The sequence below is a fragment of the Ornithinibacillus bavariensis genome, from assembly GCF_050433565.1.
In the GTDB taxonomy this organism is placed as follows: domain Bacteria; phylum Bacillota; class Bacilli; order Bacillales; family Amphibacillaceae; genus Ornithinibacillus; species Ornithinibacillus bavariensis.
Window position 1 is genome coordinate 1 of the sequence record NZ_JBNPWZ010000003.1, and the last position, 22,044, is coordinate 22,044.

A 22,044-nucleotide genomic window follows, 5' to 3' on the forward strand; every position below is an offset into this window, starting at 1 on the left:
CCGACTTTCTCTCGTATAAACGTGTGACGTTCATTAGCGGTCATTTGATAGAGATTATGGTTGTCTATGAGTACGTTACCAGAATCAGGCCACAATAACCCACCTAATAATTTTAAAAAGGATGTTTTTCCAGAACCGGATGGACCGACAATCGAAATCCATGAACCTTTTTCAATTTTTATAGAAGCATTCTCTAAAATCACAGTATTTGGTTTGTACGAAATATTCACCTTATCAATCAAGATCATAGCTATTTCTCCTTAAATACGGATGTTGGCGCTTTAGGAAGAAACTATTTTACTAATTATTCTAAATTATTGCTTTTGTTTAGGCCCGTATTCTTTACAAGTACACTTCCTACCTTACAGCCAGTAAATTGTATTATTTCAAACACATTTTCTCTCATGTAATCTTCTTTATATTTATGTTAAAGTCACTTAACATAAATACTTGTTTTAGAATTTTCGTTATTAATATTTAATGAAGCTTACAATTCAATTTAGTGTGTGCTATCTCTTGTTATCCAGCGACAAGTTAACTACCATTTACTATATTTTGGTTGGAAACGATAATTTTTTCTTTATTTTCTTAGTGTTTTCAACATGGAAAGAACTTTGAAACCTTTGGCTTGGCCTACGTTTTTTTATAGCATTAATGGCAAGGCATTTAGTATACAATAAAGAAGTATTATATCCGTTTTTTTGCCCTACTTTTTAACTACAAACGGTTCAAACTGTTTAGCAATCTCGATTAATTCCTTTTTATATTTCATTATGTCATCTACTGTTTCAATATGATAAGTAGTTTTTGATTCATCGTTTAGTTGAATATACTTCTTTGGTCCGTTGAAGCCTAATCTACAAATCCATTTTCGAATATTATCATCTAATAAAACATTAAAGTAACTTCTATTATCTCTATAAAACACTCTAGATGAATCTAACTCTTCTTTGAGAATTAACTTAACAATTACATACCCTTCTAATTCTTCTTCTGTAGTATGAATCTCTACTTTGCTATCTTTTGAATCTACTGTACTCTCCTCAATCTTACTTTCAGCAGAATCTGTAATGGATACATTATCATTATTACTTGATGAAGAATTAAGTGCTTTTTGTAACTTTTCATTAACTTTCTCACTTATAAACTGATTAAATGAGTTTTTGATTAGCTCTCTAAAATTATCAATCACCTTTTTGGTTTTAACTCCCTGAAATATATCAGTTAAAACAACTCTAATAAAATCTTCTGAGGGACTCTCCATCTGTGAAAACAAAAATTTTTTAATTTCACTAGAATATTTCAACTCTGAAGCAGTATTTAAAACATTGTCGACATCAAAAACACTTTTTCTAAATTTTGCAAGTTCAACAAGGTCACCATCCTTTAAATCAACCATATTAATTATAAAGAAGGGTTTTTGATCCATCCTATTTTGTTCTTCTAGGTCAGTAAAAAATTTGTATTCTATTCCATTCGTTAAAATTGCAAATTTGGCTTTAGTAGTACCAAAATATCTGAAGAGTTGGGAATCATGTTTTAATAACTCTTCCTTAACACTTTTAGCTTCAATTAATATTACAGGTTCATTTCCTTTTAAGATTGCGTAATCTATTTTTTCGCCTTTTTTAATTCCAACATCCGCAACATACTCTGGAACTAATTCCTCAGGATTAAAAACATCATATCCCAGTATTTGGATCAGTGGCATAATTAAAGCCGTTTTAGTTGCTTCTTCAGTCTGTATATTTTCTTTTATTCTTCCTATTCTATTTCCAAGTCCTATTATTTGCTGCTTGAATTCCTCCACATCTATCACTCCTTACATATTTATCTAATATTATAGCAAATATATTAATTAAATGTTATAAAATATCAGAATATTTATTATTCTATCTATAGTCGCTGTGTAACTTTTTTCTACACCTATTTATTTTATCTGATTTCTCCTTAGGTAATTGCAAGCTAAATTTCCTTTCTGAAATGTAGTTGAAGTTTGCAACTTAATAATTGCTAAGTTACTTATATCCCCTTCTCAAAACAATTATATTCCTGATGGCCCTCAGGTTTAGACCGAAAGAAAACACTTCCCCTCTTTTCATAATCCCACTCATCAGATATCCATTCATTTTGTACAACATGACCAATGACTTTTCTATCATTATTGCTTCTCTATGATGTCCTATCATTCCTTTCTACCTTTAATACTTAAGTACCAAGCCGCTTCAACCAACACACAACCTTCCTCTCATTTTGCACCCATCTAGCAGGATTCTAGCTTTTTAACGAGAATATATGGAATCAAATACATGAAAGGATGTGGTTTGTATGAAGAATATAAAGTCTACTAGCTTGTTTTTCATTCTTCTCATGATTGTCGCATCACCGATATTAGCTGCTTCAAGTGGTGGATCGGGTCACGCATTTGACAACAAAATTATCAAGCGAATAAGCGCGGAGAATATTTATCAGCATGTAGCGTATTTATCTGAGGAAATTGGGCCTCGTGGTGCTGGTACGGAGGGTGAACTGGCAACTGTAGAGTATCTCGTTGATCAGTTCGAAAGCTTCGGATATGAGGATGTTAATGTGTATGAATTTACATTTACCTATCGCGGCTCTGATGTGACTGCCTATAATGTGGAAGCTGTCAAAAAACCAATGAAAAACCATAATACAGGACAGCAAATTATTATTGGCTCTCATCATGATTCGGTTCCTCATGGTCCAGGCGCGAATGATGATGCTTCAGGTACTGGAGCATTACTGGAATTAGCACGCGTTTATGCAAACACACCAACAGATACGACGATTAAATTTGTTGCTTTTGGTGCGGAGGAATACGGACTTTGGGGTTCTAGGAAATATGCCGAGGCGATGACTGCTGATGAAATTGAACGTACTGTTGCCATGTTCCAATTAGATATGGTTGGAAGTGCAGATGCTGGGGATCTAGTTATGTTCACTGCTGATGGGAAGAAGAATGCGGTAACAGATCTTGGTGCTGCGGCTGGATCACGTGTAAGTGAACTCATTCCTTACAGTGAGCTTGGACGAAGTGACCATGTTCCTTTCCACAACCTAGGAATCCCTGCAGCCTTATTCATTCATACACCACTTGAGCCTTGGTATCATACGGAAGATGATGTTTTGGCCCATATTAGTAAGGAAAAATTGAAAGATGTTGCAAATATTATTGGTGCCGCTACGTTTCAAATCGCTAGAAAAGATACACCAGCACTTGAAAGATCAAGAGTAGCACCAGTTCCGGTCGATTATTATTATGAGGAACCAGAATTGTAATCTCCCTTTTGAAGCACAGAATTTATTCTGTGCTTCTTTTTAAGCCTTTTGAATCTTCCTTCATTTAACGACTCTCCATAGTCTTTTAAAATTATAGGAAATACATTCATTTTAAACCTCCTTCACTATATTTCTATTGATGAAAAATAAATCACCTACATCAAATTTATAATAGTATAATCCTATGCACTCCAAAAATTAAAATCCTACCTATTCTAGTAGATTTTGTAATAGAACATAATCCTCTAGGAACTAAGAACCTTGCCTGTCAAAATTTGCAATGTATAATAGAATAGATTACTATTTTTAAGTGGGCCATTTATGAATCTAGGGCATTGGGTCCTTGATTTTCCAATAGTCAACAAAAAAAATGTATGATATAACTATTATTGTACATAGAAATGGAGGTTAAATTATGATTGTTGCGGGATTAACGATTGTAGTGATTGCAATTGCATTATTCATTCTATCATTCTTCGTAAATGATCGCTTTGAAAAAATAGAGAGTGATTTAGAGCAGTTGTCTATCTCAACAATGCAAGAAACATATCAGCTTAAGAAAAAAGTTAACGTTTTAGAGGAAGAATTACTACAAGAAGACTATAAATTCAGTGATACATTCCATGATACATTAGAGAATTAAAATAACTAAAGATAGGTGAAATTATGAAACAATCAATTCGTGCATTTGCGGTTGGCCTATTTACAGCTGGTATCATTATGCTTATCGTGAATTATTTCGATAGTAACAAGGTTAAAGATATATCCGAAATGCCTATGGATGATGTTGTCAGTCAATTAAAGGATAAAGGCTATCGCGTTGTCTCAGAATCAGAGTATATCTCCCTTTCCATGAATAAGGATGCTTCGAAGGAGACCGCAGGACAAAATGTAGCTACTAAGGATGAAAAGGCAGAGAATAAAGAAAAGCAGGATGAAAATACTAAAGCAGATTCTAAAAAGCAAACCACTCCTCCTTCTACATCAAAAACAGAAGATACTAAGAAAGATGCTAATCAAGAACAGAAGCAAGAACAGGAAAAAGCAAAAACTTTCACATTAAAAATTGAATCGGGAATGCCTTCTTCTACAATTGCCAAGGAGTTAGCAGCTAATGGTATTGTTGATAATGCCGATAAGTTCATCGACTTCTTAGAAAAAGAAGGGTATGCGGTTCGTATCCAGCTTGGAGAATTTAAGCTCACAAGTGATATGAGCTATGAGCAAGTTGCAAAAGCATTAACAAGATAAAAAGAGGTAATCTCAAGGGTACCAACTTCCTTTACCGAAGGAGTTGGACCTGAGATCACCTCTTTTTTTAATCATTCAAATCGACAATTTCGCCTTTCACCAAAAACAATATACTCTCACCTATATTTGTTATATGATCAGCAAATCGTTCCAAATACCTCGCAATATATGCTATTTGCATGACATACTGAACCTGCTCAGGGAATGTTGCCGTTTCAGCTAATAGCTCTGTTACGACCTGTTTATATAATGAATCTACCTTATCATCCATCTCTGCAAGCTTTTGCGCAAACGTAATATCCTCATTTTGAAAAGCGCTAATAGCTGTTTCTAGCATAACTAGGGTTATATCTCGCATCGACTTTAACTCATGCGGAATCTCTGCCTGATATTCTTCACCCAAACGAATGGTTGCTTTAGCGATATTTTTAGCATTATCACCCATTCTTTCAATATCTGTAACCACCCGTAAGGCAATGATTAACCGCCGCAAATCTGTCGCTACTGGCTGCTGTTTTGCAATAAGGAGAATCGCTTTATCATTAATCATGCCTTCCTCCTTATCAATCGACTTATCATCACGAATAACCGTACGTGCTAATTCTGTGTCATGGTTAAATAATGCATCAATCGATTTACGTAAGGCCCTTTCCGTTAGTTTTGCCATACGAACAACGCTTGTATTTAATGCTTCCATTTCCGTATGGAACTGCTCTCGACTTACCACTATCCCATCTCCCCTCTATATGCCGGTACCCCTATCATATCGGGCTAATGTGAAGGGAATATGAAATTCTTGTAAATAAACTGTAAATACACAGGTATTAGCCTTTAAATTTGTACTGAATTTTTCTAGTAGTATAATAAGAATCATGTGGACTTAGCTTATTTAGTTTTTAGGACGTAGATACAAGTACATCTTTTTCACAGTCCCCTCTTAATTCTTCAACCTCTAATGAAAGCGAGATACACAACTATGGATATGTGGAATGACTTAATCAGCCAGTATGGATACATAGCTATTTTTTTCTTATTAACATTAGGAGTCATTGGACTTCCAATTCCAGACGAAGTACTCATGACCTATCTCGGTTATATAACATCCACTGGGAAAATGAGTTACTTATTAACTGTTTTGTTTGGAGTTGCTGGTTCCATTGTAGGTATTACAATAAGTTACATACTAGGAATTAAACTTGGGGAACCCTTTATCAGAAAATATGGCCCAAAATTTTTCATAAAAGAAAAAGCAGTTAAACGAACGAAACTGCTTTTCCATAAGCATGGGGCGTACATGCTTTTTGCTTGTTATTTTATTCCTGGTGTCCGGCATGTTGCAGCATATTTAGCAGGGATTACGGGATATAAGTACAGGCCCTTTGCATTATTTGCTTATAGTGGTGCGGTTGTTTGGGTACTGGTTTTCGTAACACTAGGAAACCGCTTAGGGAGTCATTGGGAAATCATATTTTCCTTTATTAGTAGATACACTAAAATAATGCTGATTATTCTAGGTATTGGAGCAATCATAGCAATATTGTATTACTTCTTTTTTAAACGGATGAAGAGCAGTACATGATTATTAAATCATCCATTTACCAATAGCCTGACCGACAAGTACTTGGCTATCTATATTAGATAATGGCTGAAAATCATCATTTCTCTCTAAAAAGACTATCACTGTTGATCCGAAAGTGAAGTAACCTAGTTCTTCCCCTTTTTTAAAATGATTCTGGGAATTAGCTAACACAATGCTATTTATATTTAATGCTCCCACCTTAACCATGGCTAATCTACCATAGTCAGTAGAAAGCTCTGATACAATCCGATAATTCGTAGCAAAAGGCCTGTCTCCATATCGTAAACCAAGGTTATTTACTGGGTAGGATTTTTCACCAAGTGCATAACGAGAAAGTAGTGAGCCATCGATTGGATAATGAAAATGGTGATAATGAGCTGGAGACAGGTAGAATATGTAGAAAAAACCGCCATTATACACTTCTGCTTTACTTTCACTTCCAAATATCTCATCCAACTTATAGGTATGACCCTTAATTTGGAATGTTCGATCCTTAGCCACATTTCCCGCATCACTTAATATGCCATCGACTGGGGAAACAAGTGTATGTGGCGAAGTGTCTGTCATTCGAGAAGTGTTTTTTAATCGCCGTGTAAAAAAATCATTTAATGATTGATAATGGTAAAGAGGGTATTCCATTTCTTCTTGATTGATGTCGTATATGCGTGCAAATGGTCTCACTAGAGGCTTGCTTAGCTTCGATTTTGCTATAGTCTTCAAAAGGTTGGAACTAATAGGATTTCCAGTCAATTCAACAAAATATTTTAAAAGTATTTTCTTCATCTTCTCATTTCCTTTGTCAATAATTTCAAATGTACGGTTGGCTTTCATCATGTTTAGTTGTATAATTTTTTGAGGAGGTGTATCATTTTTGTTTCTAGTAAAGAATTTTTATTATACGAAAATAAAGTCACAATTAGCAAATATTATTACATTAATGAATTTAGAGTTCGGAATTATATCTATTATACTTATGGCAAAGGGCTCATTTCATTTGAGTCTATTATTCATTTTTCTAGCAGTTTTTTTTGATAGATTTGATGGTATGGTAGCACGTAAATTAAATATTGAATCTGATTTTGGTAAAGAGCTTGATTCCTTAAGTGACCTTGTTTCATTTGGAGTAGCACCTGGTCTACTAGTCTATATGACAATTTTGAATAAATTACCTGGGGTAGGCTTATCGCTCATCGTGATTTATATTTTATGCGGAGCAATCCGATTAGCCAGGTACAATGTAAAAGAATTCGATGGTGCCTTTTACGGTATACCTATTACTGTTGCTGGCTTTTTGATGGCATTTTCAGTCCTCTTTTCGAATCATCTACCTATAATGTTTTATATTATTCTTACATCTATATTAGCTGTTTTAATGGTGAGTAACATACGTATTCAGAAAATGTAATATCAATGTAGTAAAATTCAATATGAAGAGGTCGTTTTTACGAAAAACTTCCTCATTTATAGTTTTTAATTCAGTGACTGAACCATAGGTTTTATGAAAATACCCTAAAATCGAATGATTCGAAATTAGGGTATTTTTCTTATTCATTTTCTTGGTCATTTTGAGAATCTTGTTCTTCCTGGTCCACTTGATTCGTTTGTTTATCCTCATCTTGCTTCATATCATCCTTTGCTCTATCTTCCTTCAAAGAGAAGTAAGCATCTAAGATTCCGCGTGTGATGTTATGGTTAATAGGCGAACTTGAAGTCTCATCTAGATTTGGCACGATAACTGCTACTGCAATTTCCGGATTATCATATGGTGCATATGCAACCATTGTTAGATTAACAGTTTTTGCTACAAGTTTTCCTTTATCATTGTAAACCTCATTCTGCGCTGTTCCTGTTTTACCTGCTACTTTGAAGTTGGTACCTCTAAAATAGTTATAGGCTGTTCCGCCTGGCTCTTGGAATACTTGGCGGAAGCCTTCTTGTACCCGTTTAATATACTTATCATCCATTACTATTTTATTTAAAACCTGTGTATTCGCAGTTTTATAGACAGTACCAAAGTCTTCAAGCCCAGTGGATGGATTGCGAACCTCTTTTAAGAAATGTGGCTGAACACGATATCCACCATTAGCGATTGTGGAAACATATTGGGCAAGCTGCATCGCAGTAAACGTATCATACTGGCCAATGGCATAGTCCATTAATAAACCAGCACCTGGTTTCGGACCAACATAACCAGTTGATTCATATGGAAAATCTATTCCCGTTTCTACGCCAAGACCAAATTGCTTGAAGTAATTTCGCATCTGTGTAAATGCTGCTGGATTAAAGCGAACTTTCTTCTCAAATTGATAATTGTATTCCCCACCCATTTTCAATGCAATATAGAACATGTAAACGTTAGATGACATTCGAAGCGCGTCTAAATCATTAACATAACCTAAGTCCTTCCATGATCCCTTCGTAGGTGTTCCTGCAATTTTCATTGGGGTATCAAATTCTGTATGTCCAGGAGTGATTATACCAGACTCATATCCAGATAAGATGGTTGCCCCTTTAACAGCAGAACCTGGACGATGTGCTTCATGTAGCACCTTATAAGAAGTATCCATAATCTCGTTCTGTTTCGCATCTGTAAAGCTCTGTCCGGATACAGCGAGTACTTCTCCCGTATTTGGATTCATAACAACAGCAAGTGCGTCACGTAAATGTCTTTCAGCGCCATTCTTTACGGCATTTTTAAGCTCCTGGCGTAAAACTTCATCCACCTTATCTTGAAATTCCATATCTACCGTTAGGATTACATCTTTTCCACTTTCACCAGGAACAACAACATCAGAATCCAAAATAACTCCACTATTACTCATCGTGTATTGGACCTGCTCTTTTCGTCCTCTTAGGAAGTCTTCATATTCTTTCTCTAATCCCGTATCACCAACTCGGTCATTTCTGCTATACCCTTTTGCAAGATAGTAGTCGATATTTTCAGCAGGCAGACCTGCTTTTTCAGTCGTAATCTTACCAATGATATTACGGAATGTGACATCATACGGATATTCACGAACCCAGTCAGTCGTTGCATTAATTCCAGGTAGTTCTGCTAGATGCTCTGCGACTCTAGCATATTCCTCAGGAGTTACCTCTTCACTTTTTACGATTTGTGGTGTTAGAGAATATGCTCGATCAAGTTCTTTTTTAATGAGGATAATTTCTTTATCTTGCTCAGTAATCTGATCATATTCTTCTTTAGTAATCCGTTCTAGAATCTCATTATATTGCTCTGAGTTATCCATCTCTTTTGCCTCTTCAAGTGGCAATTTTTTTAGAGCTTCCTTTTCATTCAACAAATACCAATATTCTTTTTTATCCCGTTCCGTAATTTTTTTGAGTTGCTTTTTCTTTTCCTCAGGATCTTTTTTAAACATGTCAATATATTCCGCAAGTTTTTGAGCCACTTCTAACCTGTCTTTTGCTTGAACACCCTTTGGGGGCGTGTATGTAATAGCATACATTGGTTTATTCTTCGCAATGACATTGTAATTGCGGTCATATATTTCTCCACGTGGTACTGGAATTTTTGTTATATCCTTTGTCGTTTTTTCAATTTCTGTTTGAAAAGCTTCCCCATTCAATATTTGAACAATACCAAGCTGTATGATTAGTACAGCAAATAATAAAAACACGATAAAAAATAATATATTTAAACGGAAGGGAAGTTGTGCTTTTTTCTTCTTATTTTGGACCTTCTTCATTACTCTCCCCCATAACTTGTTATTAGGTAATCTATTTATTTATTATAGCATCTTTTCTTACTTATTATCGATTTTTTTCGTCGGTAACTCGGTCTTTTATCAATATTTCTTTTTTATTCGTTCCAGTAAGGAATATATTACGTACGAATAAATAAATACCTAAATGCATGGCCCCAAAAAACACAAGCAGGAGTGGGATGATTTTTCCCTCATTAAACAATGTTATTCCAAGAATAAAAGCGAGAATAGAAACAACTCTACCAATGTTTGAATACAATTCCCGAACAACAATATATTCTATTCTAAGATCAGCAGCTTTCCAAGCTTTTCCGATAACATCATAGGTCATGGAGAAATATGGTACATTCATAATCGGGTATGCAATTCCAATGATGATACCGTACACAATTAAAGTTGCATAGCTCGCATGAAATAAAATAATAAATAAGGAGAGATAAAGCATAAGACTTCCAATTAATATTGCTTTCTTACGTTTCGATGGTTTAATAAATTTAGTGGCCAAAAAATAAAAAATGAAGGAAAAGCCAGAAAAAGCTAAGTTAAATGTTCCAAGGGATAACTCACTTTGGGTGACAATATATACCCAGATCGTTATGACGAACATGAAAATACCTTCACGCAATCCTTGAAATAAATGTGCATTTAAAATTCGATTCCAATTACGGTTGTTCTTTCTTTCCTGAACGACTCGTCTAAATAAGTATACCCCCTCTGCTGGCCTTCTCTTTAAGAAAAAGCTACATATTACTGCACAAATAAATAGGACAAAAGATGAAGTGAAAATTGTACTATAACCAATATTCGCATCCATTTTTGAAATAATATAGCCAGCTGTAAACGGGCCGATCATCCCTCCAAATGACTGTAATACCCCTAAAAACCCATTAAAAAAATCTCTTGTTTCTGGCTCTGTAATTTCAAAGGTTAACACATTAAATGCCAGCCAATAAAAGCCATAACCGATACCAAGTAAGCTACCTAACATAAAATTAAAATGGGCAGATTTTTCTCCAATCATTAAAACACATAAAAAAAAGATTGATAAAAATATTACCCCCAACCTTAAAACGATGACTCGGTCTACCTTTTTAGCAATTTTTCCCGCAACGATAAACGTAATTGGTTGGAAAACAGAGGTAGCTAAATTATATACCGCAATCGTATAATAGTTGCCGGCTGCTTGTTTCCATAAATAAATATTTACAAATGTATTAGATAAATATATGCCTAATGAATACAACCCACCTATAATCAACAAAAGAACTAAATCTCGATTGATTTCTGTCTTTCCCAAAACATATTGCAACGTTTTATTCATATTGTAATGCTCCTTTTCTCTTTCATTAGTGTAATCAATTCATTTTCAGATATTCAAAAAGAAAGAGAAAAAGGGCCTGACTATAAATAGCCAAGCCCTAGAGCATTATATGAATCAAAACGACATTATTTTGCTGCTTCGTAATTCTTTGTAACTTCATCCCAGTTAACTACATTCCAGAATGCAGAAACATAATCAGGACGCTTGTTTTGATAATTTAAGTAGTAAGCATGCTCCCAAACATCAAGACCTAATAAAGGAGTTTTACCTTCCATTAAAGGAGAATCTTGGTTTGGTGTGCTAGTTACTTCTACTTCACCATTATTTAGTACTAGCCAAGCCCAGCCAGAACCGAAACGGGATTTTGCAGCATTTTCGAATTCTTCCTTGAACTTGTCAAAGCTGCCAAATTTAGCATTGATTTTATCAGCTAATTCACCAGTAGGTTCTCCCCCACCATTTGGAGATAAGACTTTCCAGAATAGGCTATGGTTAGCATGGCCACCACCATTATTACGTACTGCTGTACGAATACTTTCAGGTACTGCGTCAAGATTACTAATTAGGTCTTCAAGAGATTTACCTTGTAGATCTGATTGTCCTTCAAGAGCAGCATTCAAGTTAGTTACATAAGTATTATGATGCTTTGTATGGTGGATATTCATTGTTTCTTTATCAATTGTTGGCTCTAATGCATCATATGCATAAGGTAATTCAGGTAATTCAAATTTTGCCATAACAAGTTCCTCCTTATTAATAATTTGAGTATAAGGATATAATATCCTCTACAAGCAAGATTATCAGAGCTTTCCAGTTCTTGCAAATTATATGCCCAATAGGCATTGGCAACGATTACAGTGAACTTTGGAAGGAGAAATGATGCAATGGTATTGGATTATAGAAGCATGGGCTTTGTTGCTATAAAGATTTATTTTAATAAAATTTTATTTAGACAATTTGAGGCTAAATAGTGGGGAGTTTGTTTATTAGGAAGGATCTGTTGGACAGTGTTATTGAAATTATTGCGTGGTTGGTTGGTTTATTAGCATATTGCAATTAGACACTGTTAGTGGCTTTACTGCTTTTTCAGTCTATTAGAACTTGTCTATTAGACACTATTAGTGATTTTTGGCTTTTACAGTCTAATAGTACCTGTCTATTAGACACTATTAGTGATTTCTGGCTTTTTCAGTCTATTAGAACCTGTCTATTAGACACTATTAGTGATTTTTGGCTTTTTCAGGCTATTAGAACCTGTCTATTAGACATTATTAGTGATTTTTGGCTTTTTCAGTCTATTAGAACCTGTCTATTAGACACTATTAGTGATTTTTGACTTTTTTAGTCTATTAGAACCTGCCTATTAGACACTATTAGTGATTTTTGACTTTTTTAGTCTATTAGAAGCTGCCTATTAGACACTATTAGTGATTTTTGACTTTTTTAGTCTATTAGAACCTGCCTATTAGACATTATTAGTGATTTTTGGCTTTTAAAGTCTATTAGAAGGAGTTTATTAGACATTTTTAGGGACCTCACTGCTTCTTAAGTCCTCTATTAAACAATATTAGTGACTTTATTTGCTTCTTCAATATAATAGAACCGAATGATTAAACAGGAATAAAAACATTTTAAACCAAAACACAAAAAAACAAGCCTTAGCTTGTACAAAATGGTGGCTCGGGACGGAATCGAACCGCCGACACATGGATTTTCAGTCCATTGCTCTACCGACTGAGCTACCGAGCCTTATTGATTTTTTTTAAAAAATATGTATGGAGGAGGTAGAGGGATTCGAACCCCCGCGCGGTTTGACCCGCCTGTCGGTTTTCAAGACCGATCCCTTCAGCCAGACTTGGGTATACCTCCGAGTTTAAATGGTGGACCCTGCAGGACTCGAACCTGCGACCGATCGGTTATGAGCCGATAGCTCTAACCAACTGAGCTAAGGGTCCTTAATATGGGGCGATCGGTGGGAATCGAACCCACGAGTGCCGGAGCCACAATCCGGTGCGTTAACCACTTCGCCACGACCGCCAAGATGTTATTACTATGATAGAAAATGGTAGCGGCGGAGGGGATCGAACCCACGACCTCACGGGTATGAACCGTACGCTCTCGCCAGCTGAGCTACGCCGCCATTTTGTAATTGGCTCCACAGGTAGGATTCGAACCTACGACCGATCGGTTAACAGCCGATTGCTCTACCACTGAGCTACTGTGGAATATTATTTATCACAGTACCTAAACAGTTTTAATTCAGTAGAAAGTAGTGATTTCTCATCGTACTACTGATTGATGAGCACCCTCACACGTCAACAATCTTACACAATGCTAGAGTCCTACTTTACCGCTGAACTACTGTGGAATTAAGATAGATTATTTTCACTTTTATGACCACCTATTTCAGTGGCACAAAATATAATTTAACATAATTCGAAGTACATGTCAACAATTAACTTTTACAAGATATGTATTAAAACGACAATAAATAATATAGCATCTTTCTAATTTTTTTTCAACAATAATTTGCAAAAATTTGTTTCTAATCCATGAAATCCTTATCGCACCTTAATCTTTAAATAATGATGGACAACAGCATTTTCATATGCGCCATATATTTCATACATAAATGTTCCAGATTTGGTTGGCGCAGTAAACGTATACGTATTCAAATCAATATCAACTTTATCCAATCTTTCATAATCCTTCAATTGGAAAACAGTTATATGATTAGGATTTTGGTTGAGGAAATCAAGTGTTACTAGATCTTACTTCTTGATCTTTAATGTATCAAGCATATTGTCTATATCATCTGGAAATACATCCCCCATCGCTATAGTTGTACCATCCTCTAGATCAAAAGTGCTTGTTCCATTTATAACCTTTACCTTTTCTTTTCCAACGACAGCATAGATGCAAGGGAATTTAGTTTCCTTACATTTTTCTATTGAATGAATAGTTTTTCCTCTATCAAAAACTACAACAGTAGCTACTATGACCACTAATATGATTAAAGGTATAATCCAAATTTTCCTCATCAAGCCTCCCCCTTTTCTCTCCATGCTTCACCTAGATGGTCTCTAAATAACCACATGTTAAATATTTTTTCTTTGAACTGATCTTTCTTTCCAAATAACAGCAATATTATTTGATAAAGATTTTAATTTCATCTTTGTATTTCGCCACTAGTTCATTTAATACTTTGTTTCCCTGTTCGTTATATTCATCGATGTCATCAATATCTCCTTGAAATTCACCTACTATTTCTTGTACATAAGCATTCATATAGGCCATACCCTCTGAAGTCGCTTCAATATATTTCTTATAATAATCCTCAGGCTCCATTCCAAGCTTTTTAGCTTGTGAATCAGCAAAATTACGAATCATCTCTGCTACTGGAGAAGCATCTTCTTCAGCGGGATAGGTAGGATGCTCCTCAATTATCTCCTGAACTTCCTCCGCGACATCGATTTTCAATTTTCTAGCTTCTTGTATAACCAATACTGCCTTCACTGTACCCTCAATCGCATCCATTATTTTTTCATCAGGATATAGAAAGCGTAAATCACCAATTGTAATTTCTTCTCCCCTAACTATTGCTACTACATCCTCATTTTTGTATCCTGTTGAATTGGAGCATCCAACTAGTATAAAAAACAAAATGAGTAAGGATAACTGACAAAGATTGCGCATTGACTTCCAACTCCATTCAATCACAAGAATGATCATTTATATTGATTATAGTGTTATCGCTATGAAAAGCTAAAGCTAGAATAATAGAACTGAAAATATAAATCTCTGTTATCTAGGGGAACCTCCCTCAACCATCATAGAAAGTAACCACAAGACTAAGGAACTTTAATCATTAATAATTTCCTACACAAATTTCCCATGAGTGCTACCTTAAACTTTATCACAAAATTCCAAATAATTACAATAGAAGAAGTGGTTGCTTTTATTCTCAATTTAGATGCCTTAATGGCATCTAATCTTTAACCCACTTATCAAATTTCCATCTATAAATTTCCTTAAAATAATTTTCCGTCCTCAAATTAATAATTACTCAACGGTTTCCATTTACTTTATCTGTTATGGAATCACTTAATGCTTTACTTAAAATCTCCCCTGGTAGACCGTCTATTTCACATAGTTTTTCCGAAATAAAGCCCCTATTCGTTAGGATCTTCCTGGAAGGAATATTGTTGGGATCAATGATGGCGGTTAGTCGGGTTAAGGCTGTATTTCTTGCTTGTTCTATAAAATAATCGGCTATTTTGCTACCATAGCTATTTCCCCAAAACTCAGGTAAAAGCATATAACCTAATTCCGCTTCAACAGTATTCTCTTCATTTAAAATCAAACGGCCCAGACCAAGGAAAACATTATCGGTAGTTGACACTTTATATGTACCAAATAGTTCGTGTTTTTTATTAAGCTCTAATATTTTCTTATAGTTTGTGTGAGCTTCCTCTAATGGTATAGCTCGCTCAGTTATCATAGCCATTACCGATTCATTTGAAACTAGACTAAAATAATGATCGAAATCATCCGAATGAAACTTCCTAAAATAAAGGTTTGTCATTTAAAATCTCCTACTCTCTCTGGTCTATTTTCCCATATATATTTCGTATATAGTTTGTCATGACCACATCATAATCTGGATAATGAAATTCCAACTCAAACGCTACTTTTTTCGAATGTTGTCGAAACATATCACAGCATATCTGAAATGATTGCCATGTCTCTTTATAGCCAACTAATGAAAAAGTACTTAGTAACCTATCAAAAACCTCTTTGGAAATATGCTGATCGATAAATTTGTAATTTTTTCCTAAACTAAAATTAAATCCCTTCCTTAATCCAATTTCCCATGACATCATACGTAAAAGCTCTGGGCGAAGTATTTGATTAAAGTGATCGATAGCATAAAGTATTTCTTTACGATACAATCCTTTAGCCACATATGTAGATACGCTCCAAAATTCATTACAGCAATCAATAAACTCCCGTTCTGACGGTTTTTTAATCCAATATCTCTCATCACTTGTGACAATCTTATTGGAGATACGATTATCCTTATCAATTAAAAGTTTTACTAATCCATCAGATTCAGAAAAGTAGAGATTGATTTCCTCAAGAGGAACTAATGTTAAATCTATCTTAATACCATCCTTAAAATACATAAGGTAGCTATACCAATTTCCTAATTCGGATGGATACAACTCCATGTCCTCTGGCTTTTGTAGAAAAGGCAATTCCCCGAATTTATTTAACCAATCATCATCCCTCTTATAAAATTCCATATCTGTTACAAAAAAGGTTAAATCATAGTCTTGAAAGTCATCCTTAGGGATATTTTCATTTGTTCTAGAGCCTTCCAATACAGATAATCTGATTAAATCATCTTTTTCTACAATTAAATTAAAGAGATTGAGTACTTCATTTTCGTTACGCAATTTAAATACCCCCAATTCTACCTACATAATATTCTGACATAATCATTCCAGCTCTACAAGTGTATCTCCCACCTATATTTAGGTACGAGTAAGGTTCAATGGTAAAAAATAAAAGTATAAACAAAACTAATCGTCTTACGCTATAATCAGAATATCTATATTTTCAAACGGATGATAATAGAGAAAAACTAACATCAACTCTAGGAGAGAAGAAATGAAACAATATATTGGGGACGGAATGCTCCTTATTACTGCTATTGTTTGGGGAAGTGGTTTTGTTATTACAGCAATAGCTCTTGAATATTTAACCGCTTATCAAGTCATGGCTGGACGCTTCGTAATAGCGAGCATTATACTAGTACTTTTATTCGGCAAGAAAATTATAACTTTTACAAAGTCTGTAATCTGGAAAGGAGCAATATTAGGCTCCATCCTATATGTCGGTTTTGCCTTGCAAACGGTTGGACTGGAATATACGACACCATCTAAGAATGCCTTTTTAACTGCAGTAAATGTAGTTATTGTTCCAATTATTGCTTATATGATATATAAACGAAAAGTGGATCGCTATGAAATTTTTGGATCGATAATTGCAATTATAGGAATAGGCTTTCTATCCCTTCAAGGATCAATGACAATTAATTTAGGGGATGCACTTTCACTTGCTTGTGCGGTAGCTTTTGCATTTGATATCTTTTATACGAATCATTTTGTTAAAAAAGAAGATGCACTTTCGCTAACGATTGTGCAATTCATTACCGCTTCTATTATTGGCATGGTTGTCCTCCTTATTCAAGGTGATGTCCCAACTACGTTTGAAAAAGAAGCCATATATGCAATTCTATACCTCGCAGTGTTTTCCACGACCATTGCATATGTTTGTCAAAATATAGCTTTTCGATATACTACCGCCACAAAGGGCGCTATCATCCTATCACTGGAATCATTTTTCGGTATGATTCTATCGGTAATCTTTTTACATGAAATCTTAACCGGTCGAATGGTAACAGGTGCAATACTAATTATGGCAGCTATTCTAATCGCAGAACTAAAACCAAATTTTCTAAGAAAGGATCCCTTAAGAAATACATAAAAAGAATCAGCGATAGTCTACTTCATCGAAATGTAGTAGACTATCGCTTTTTTTACAAATATGAAATTTAATATTACTTATTTCAATAACGTCCCCTATTGCCTTCAAAAGAAAAGGTTCGGAATTCCTCAATACATTTAAGCAATAGATTTTTATTATCGAATCCAATTTCTATAATGTCTCCTGATAAATTTCTTAGTATCAACTGTTAAATGGTAAGAAGAGTATGGTTTTGTTCAAGTCTCATCCTAAAATGATTCATTATTCTTATTTGGTTCTCCGATAGCTTCTCTTTATCCCAGTACATATGCATTAAGCTATATTCAAATACTTCTTTTAAACGGATAAAAAGTGGAAGCTTATCGATCATTTCTGGGGTTAGAGAATTTTCTTCTTGATAACCATCAAGGATTGCTTTTGTAATAGTTTCCCCATATTCAACAATGTTACCTCCACCAACGAATGAATATTCTATGGCACTATATATGGGAACTGCTAAATCAAAGATATAAAAATGCCTTTCACAATCTTGGAAATCAATCATTGTCAAATTTGCATTTTCATCAACTAGAATATTTTCTCTGCATAAATCACCGTGTAGTAATCCATAATTCGAATGATTCTTCGGCAAGTTTTTGATTGCTGACAATGTTTGCTCTGCTATATCTCTTATAGCAACTTCCTCTTCCGGTATATATTTTAGAAAAGCATATTCTTCATTATCATACCAATTGTTAATGTATTTCAGTGGATGTAATTCTTCAAATTTCTGAGAAAATTTATGCAACCTACCTATTTGTCTCCCTAATTCTTTCAGTACACTGGAATTCCACCTATTTCTTGGCAGATGTATTCCTGGAGCTGATTGATATAAAACGGCCATAAACTCTTTGTTGTTCACTGTTATCGTTTCAACAACCTTTTCATTTATCGATGCTATTGGTGGTGATACACATAACCCCTCTTTAGATAAAAAGCTTGTATAATTAACTTCTTCTAATTGTTCATCATAGCTTTTGTAATTCGTCATTCTGAAGTAGTAATATCCATCTCTTGCAATGCACTGAAACATCTCATTTGTTACTGGTTCAATCTTAATAAAATGTAAAGGGTATAATTCATTAAGTGAAGCGAGTATTTGTTTTTCCATTATCATTCTTCTCCTCTTTCATCCTTCATCCCTAAACGTTTGCCGTTGATATAAACCGAGGAGACAAACAACTAGAGTAGCTTTGAATGTAAAGTCTCATCCTTATTGTAATAATACAGCTCACACAGTTCATCATCTTCGAATACTTGAAGCATTTTTTCAAAATCATTCGCAACTTTGTAATCAAATAGTTTTTCCCTGCTTGTCCAAAATACTTCACCCTCTCTTGAGGATTTTAAATTACCTTTAAATAATTTTGTTTTATAAAGTAAAACAATATATCGTTCATTTTCAGCAGTTTGAAATTGTTTAATGCCACAGAGTATTGGGGATTCAATGGTTAGCCCAGTTTCTTCATACACCTCTCGAATAACTGATTCGGAGAAAGATTCCTTATCATTTACATGTCCACCAGGAAATGTAATACCTGGCCAATTTGGATTTAAACGATTTTGGACAAGTACATTACCCTTATCATCGTAGACCATACACATATTTGTTATGATCACTTTTTCACTTCTGCTCATAAAAACCTTCCTTATTGTAAACTATTTAGTACTATTTCACCTTAACATAAGATTCTGATAGCTTAAATGAAAATATTTATGAAAAACGATAAAAAATCACACAGCAATTTCGCTGTGTGATCATCTTAATGTTCCCCTAAAACACCCTGTGCAATATTTACTGCATGGTCACCGATGCGTTCTAGATTGGAGATAATATCGACGAAAACAATTCCTGCAGATACACTACATATTCCTTCATTCATACGAATTATATGTTTTTTTCGATAGGTTCTTTCCATTTTGTCAATCTTATCTTCCTTCTGCATTACAGCAAGTGCTTCTTCTCTGTCCTCTTTATCTAAAGCACGAATGGCCTGTTTTACAGTTGACATCGTCAGGTCAAACATATTATTTAAGTCTTCCTGTGCTTGATCAGTCATAACTACCTTATTCGAAATTTTATAATCAATTAGTTCAATAATATTTTCAAAATGATCACCGATTCTTTCAATATCACGTACCATATCCATTAATATCGTGTGCTTTTCACTCTCGAATTCCGATAATGAGCCACCCGAAATATCAATTAAATAATCGGTTATACTACGATCCAAGCTATTCAGTGCACCTTCTATTTGCATAGCCATGTCTGAGTGCTTTGCTTGGTTTGTTGTTAAATAATTATTTGTTTCCTCCAGTCCTTGATGGGCGTATTCCCCCATACGAACAATCTCTGCTTTCGCCTGATCCAATGCAAGTGCCGATGATTGCTGAATAAAGATTGGATCTAAATGCTGTGGCTTATATTCAATCATCGTGTCTTGTCCAGGGATAATCTTCGTGACAATCCAAGCCAAACCGCCTATGAACGGAAACTGTATAATTGTATTAAACACATTAAAGCTTCCATGAGCAAATGCTATTGTCATTTTTTCATCGAGTGACAGTGCCCCTTGTAAAAATTCAATATAGTGTGTAAATGGTACAAGTAAGGTTAAGAAAATAGCAGTCCCTACGATATTAAAAATGACGTGTACACCAGCAGCTCTTCTTGCAGCTACAGATGCTCCTAATGCGGCTAAAACAGCTGTTATCGTTGTTCCAATATTATCACCGAACAGAACTGGTAATGCTGCATCTAAATCCATCGCACCTTCTGCATATAACCCTTGAAGAATACCGATGGTTGCACTAGAGCTCTGTACTATAAGTGTGAATAGTGTTCCGACTACAACTCCTAGTAGGGAATGCTCACTCATACTAAGTGTTAAATCCTGGAATGCTTCCAATGTTCGCAAAGGTTTCATCCCACTACTCATTAGTTCAAGTCCAAAGAATAGCGCTCCGAATCCAAATACAGTTTGACCAATAGCAGTAATCTTCTGATTATTAAAGAAGAAGATTAATAAAGCTCCAACAGCAATGATTGGTAGTGCATACTCTCCAATATCAATACCAATGATAAATGCAGTAATCGTTGTTCCGATATTTGCACCCATGATAACTCCGATTGCTTGTCTTAATGTCATAAAACCCGCATTTACAAGCCCGACCGTTAGTACAGTTGTTCCTGAACTACTTTGGATTAACATGGTAACAATCATTCCGGCTAAAACCCCAAGAAATGGATTACTGGTAAATTTATCTAATATATCCCGTAATCGGTCTCCCGCAGATTTTTGCAGTCCATCCCCCATAAATTTTATTCCGAGGAGGAAAATACCTAATCCACCGATAAATTCAAAAATTAAATTTTGAATATCTATCCCCAATGACAGCCGCTCCTTTAATAAGTATCAAGTTATAATAAATAGGACATCCTCATTATTATTGTAAATACAAAGTTAATTGTAAAGTAATTATGAAAAATCTTTACATAAAATTTACATAAGAATATTCTGCAAATTTACACTTTATTTAACAAATGTAGACAAAAAAATAATTCGTAGACAAATTGTCTAAGAATTATTTTTTGGCTCCACCAATATTTTAGTACCATCAACCTGAGTAATTTTTACTTCAGTACCTTTTTCAATCCATTGGCCATTCGATACCGCACTATAATCTTTCATGCCAACGCGAATTGTACCAACTGGTCGCATATCGTTTAAGGTAATTGCAGTTTGATTTAATAATTCTTTATATTCCTCATTCATTGAGTTGTATCCTGCTTCACTCGTTAACTGATCCTTCAGTGTAATTTTATTCCACATTTCACGACGCTTAAAAACCTTTAAGAATAGTAGCGATCCCCCAGCACCAAGTAAAACACCTAATACTGCATACAGCCCTGCAGCAAAATTTGGTGCAGGCAGTGCAACTGCTGCGAGCATACTCACTGTTCCAATTGTTGCTAGTGTACCATCATTCAATACTTTTCCATCAATAATAATTAATAGGATTCCGACAAAATAAATGACAAGCATAAGAATAAGGGAGTTCGTTTCCAAATATACTGAAAAATAAACGGTAATAAAACCAATACCTAAAATGGCAAAGATACCCCGCATATTCACTAATACTTCCCCAACTAAAAATAATGTAGCTAATCCTGTTATGACTAAAGCAATCCAATCTTGAGAAAATATATCCATTCCCTTTCTCCCTTTCAACATGTTCTGTCTCTTTATACGATTAATCGTTCAAAATAGTTT

22 protein-coding genes and 6 tRNA genes are annotated in these 22,044 nt (G+C 34.7%); 6 read left to right on the forward strand and 22 right to left on the reverse strand.

Going from position 1 to position 22,044, the window contains the following annotated elements; translation table 11 throughout:
• Positions 1 to 248: ATP-binding cassette domain-containing protein (locus HNR27_RS06780; RefSeq protein WP_429339207.1), on the reverse strand; the 248-nt coding region annotated here is incomplete at its 3' end.
• A gap of 458 nt (positions 249 to 706) precedes the next feature.
• Positions 707 to 1,810, reverse strand: coding sequence for a type I restriction endonuclease (locus HNR27_RS06785; protein ID WP_429339208.1), 1,104 nt, complete (start codon positions 1,808 to 1,810; stop codon positions 707 to 709).
• A gap of 518 nt (positions 1,811 to 2,328) precedes the next feature.
• Between HNR27_RS06785 and HNR27_RS06790 the strand changes: the two genes are divergently transcribed.
• From HNR27_RS06790 to HNR27_RS06800, 3 genes are all read left to right on the forward strand, one after another.
• A complete protein-coding gene (locus HNR27_RS06790) occupies positions 2,329 to 3,303 on the forward strand; it encodes a M20/M25/M40 family metallo-hydrolase (protein WP_212921025.1) in 975 nt (324 codons plus the stop codon).
• Between the two features lie 415 nt (positions 3,304 to 3,718).
• Complete coding sequence (locus HNR27_RS06795) at positions 3,719 to 3,946, forward strand: hypothetical protein (protein ID WP_212921026.1); 228 nt, start codon at positions 3,719 to 3,721, stop codon at positions 3,944 to 3,946.
• 23 nt (positions 3,947 to 3,969) lie between these two features.
• Positions 3,970 to 4,554 (forward strand): hypothetical protein, encoded by a 585-nt coding sequence (locus HNR27_RS06800; RefSeq protein ID WP_429339209.1) that lies wholly within the window; start codon positions 3,970 to 3,972, stop codon positions 4,552 to 4,554.
• A 67-nt stretch (positions 4,555 to 4,621) separates the two neighbouring features.
• Here the strand turns inward: HNR27_RS06800 and phoU are convergent, their stop codons facing one another.
• Entirely contained in the window at positions 4,622 to 5,281 is a 660-nt protein-coding gene (gene phoU, locus HNR27_RS06805) for a phosphate signaling complex protein PhoU (RefSeq protein ID WP_212921028.1), read from the reverse strand.
• Between the two features lie 249 nt (positions 5,282 to 5,530).
• On the opposite strand from phoU, the gene HNR27_RS06810 reads away from it, so the two are divergent.
• Positions 5,531 to 6,133: a DedA family protein gene (locus HNR27_RS06810; RefSeq protein ID WP_212921029.1), complete on the forward strand. Its 603-nt coding sequence runs from the start codon at positions 5,531 to 5,533 to the stop codon at positions 6,131 to 6,133.
• A 3-nt stretch (positions 6,134 to 6,136) separates the two neighbouring features.
• Here the strand turns inward: HNR27_RS06810 and HNR27_RS06815 are convergent, their stop codons facing one another.
• Complete coding sequence (locus HNR27_RS06815) at positions 6,137 to 6,916, reverse strand: phosphatidylserine decarboxylase (RefSeq protein WP_212921030.1); 780 nt, start codon at positions 6,914 to 6,916, stop codon at positions 6,137 to 6,139.
• Positions 6,917 to 7,004: 88 nt separating this feature from the next.
• Here HNR27_RS06815 and pssA point away from each other — a divergent pair, with 88 nt between their 5' ends.
• Entirely contained in the window at positions 7,005 to 7,538 is a 534-nt protein-coding gene (gene pssA / locus HNR27_RS06820) for a CDP-diacylglycerol--serine O-phosphatidyltransferase (protein ID WP_429339210.1), read from the forward strand.
• A 139-nt stretch (positions 7,539 to 7,677) separates the two neighbouring features.
• Here pssA and HNR27_RS06825 read toward each other — a convergent pair whose 3' ends face one another.
• The 14 genes from HNR27_RS06825 to ant(6) form a co-directional block, all read right to left on the reverse strand.
• Positions 7,678 to 9,840 carry a peptidoglycan D,D-transpeptidase FtsI family protein gene (locus HNR27_RS06825; RefSeq protein ID WP_429339211.1) on the reverse strand — a complete coding sequence of 721 codons (2,163 nt, stop codon included), beginning with the start codon at positions 9,838 to 9,840 and terminating at the stop codon, positions 7,678 to 7,680.
• Between the two features lie 64 nt (positions 9,841 to 9,904).
• On the reverse strand, positions 9,905 to 11,179 hold the full coding sequence (locus HNR27_RS06830; protein WP_212921033.1) for an MFS transporter: 1,275 nt from the start codon (positions 11,177 to 11,179) through the stop codon (positions 9,905 to 9,907).
• A 125-nt stretch (positions 11,180 to 11,304) separates the two neighbouring features.
• Positions 11,305 to 11,916 carry a superoxide dismutase gene (locus HNR27_RS06835; protein ID WP_429339212.1) on the reverse strand — a complete coding sequence of 204 codons (612 nt, stop codon included), beginning with the start codon at positions 11,914 to 11,916 and terminating at the stop codon, positions 11,305 to 11,307.
• A 936-nt stretch (positions 11,917 to 12,852) separates the two neighbouring features.
• Positions 12,853 to 12,928, reverse strand: a tRNA-Phe gene (locus HNR27_RS06840).
• Between the two features lie 27 nt (positions 12,929 to 12,955).
• Positions 12,956 to 13,048, reverse strand: a tRNA-Ser gene (locus HNR27_RS06845).
• A gap of 9 nt (positions 13,049 to 13,057) precedes the next feature.
• Positions 13,058 to 13,134: transfer RNA gene (locus HNR27_RS06850), tRNA-Ile, on the reverse strand.
• Between the two features lie 6 nt (positions 13,135 to 13,140).
• Positions 13,141 to 13,216, reverse strand: a tRNA-His gene (locus HNR27_RS06855).
• A gap of 26 nt (positions 13,217 to 13,242) precedes the next feature.
• Positions 13,243 to 13,319, reverse strand: a tRNA-Met gene (locus HNR27_RS06860).
• Positions 13,320 to 13,329: 10 nt separating this feature from the next.
• Positions 13,330 to 13,404 (reverse strand) — tRNA-Asn (locus tag HNR27_RS06865).
• Between the two features lie 336 nt (positions 13,405 to 13,740).
• Positions 13,741 to 13,875: a hypothetical protein gene (locus HNR27_RS06870; RefSeq protein WP_429339213.1), complete on the reverse strand. Its 135-nt coding sequence runs from the start codon at positions 13,873 to 13,875 to the stop codon at positions 13,741 to 13,743.
• A 75-nt stretch (positions 13,876 to 13,950) separates the two neighbouring features.
• On the reverse strand, positions 13,951 to 14,220 hold the full coding sequence (locus tag HNR27_RS06875) for a hypothetical protein (RefSeq protein WP_429339214.1): 270 nt from the start codon (positions 14,218 to 14,220) through the stop codon (positions 13,951 to 13,953).
• A 106-nt stretch (positions 14,221 to 14,326) separates the two neighbouring features.
• A complete protein-coding gene (locus tag HNR27_RS06880; protein WP_429339215.1) occupies positions 14,327 to 14,875 on the reverse strand; it encodes a hypothetical protein in 549 nt (182 codons plus the stop codon).
• A 370-nt stretch (positions 14,876 to 15,245) separates the two neighbouring features.
• The gene (locus HNR27_RS06885; protein ID WP_429339216.1) at positions 15,246 to 15,764 is read right to left on the reverse strand and encodes a GNAT family N-acetyltransferase; all 519 of its coding nucleotides are present in this window, start codon (positions 15,762 to 15,764) and stop codon (positions 15,246 to 15,248) included.
• A gap of 10 nt (positions 15,765 to 15,774) precedes the next feature.
• A complete protein-coding gene (gene ant(6) / locus HNR27_RS06890) occupies positions 15,775 to 16,638 on the reverse strand; it encodes an aminoglycoside 6-adenylyltransferase (RefSeq protein ID WP_429339217.1) in 864 nt (287 codons plus the stop codon).
• Between the two features lie 214 nt (positions 16,639 to 16,852).
• Between ant(6) and HNR27_RS06895 the strand changes: the two genes are divergently transcribed.
• Positions 16,853 to 17,731, forward strand: coding sequence for a DMT family transporter (locus tag HNR27_RS06895; protein ID WP_429339218.1), 879 nt, complete (start codon positions 16,853 to 16,855; stop codon positions 17,729 to 17,731).
• Positions 17,732 to 17,939: 208 nt separating this feature from the next.
• On the opposite strand, the gene HNR27_RS06900 is transcribed toward HNR27_RS06895, so the two are convergent.
• The 4 genes from HNR27_RS06900 to HNR27_RS06915 form a co-directional block, all read right to left on the reverse strand.
• Entirely contained in the window at positions 17,940 to 18,887 is a 948-nt protein-coding gene (locus HNR27_RS06900) for a phosphotransferase enzyme family protein (RefSeq protein WP_429339219.1), read from the reverse strand.
• 65 nt (positions 18,888 to 18,952) lie between these two features.
• Entirely contained in the window at positions 18,953 to 19,408 is a 456-nt protein-coding gene (locus tag HNR27_RS06905) for an 8-oxo-dGTP diphosphatase (protein ID WP_429339220.1), read from the reverse strand.
• A 125-nt stretch (positions 19,409 to 19,533) separates the two neighbouring features.
• Positions 19,534 to 21,162 (reverse strand): Na/Pi cotransporter family protein, encoded by a 1,629-nt coding sequence (locus HNR27_RS06910; protein ID WP_429339221.1) that lies wholly within the window; start codon positions 21,160 to 21,162, stop codon positions 19,534 to 19,536.
• A gap of 186 nt (positions 21,163 to 21,348) precedes the next feature.
• Complete coding sequence (locus HNR27_RS06915; RefSeq protein ID WP_429339222.1) at positions 21,349 to 21,984, reverse strand: NfeD family protein; 636 nt, start codon at positions 21,982 to 21,984, stop codon at positions 21,349 to 21,351.
• Between the last annotated feature and the right edge of the window lie 60 nt (positions 21,985 to 22,044).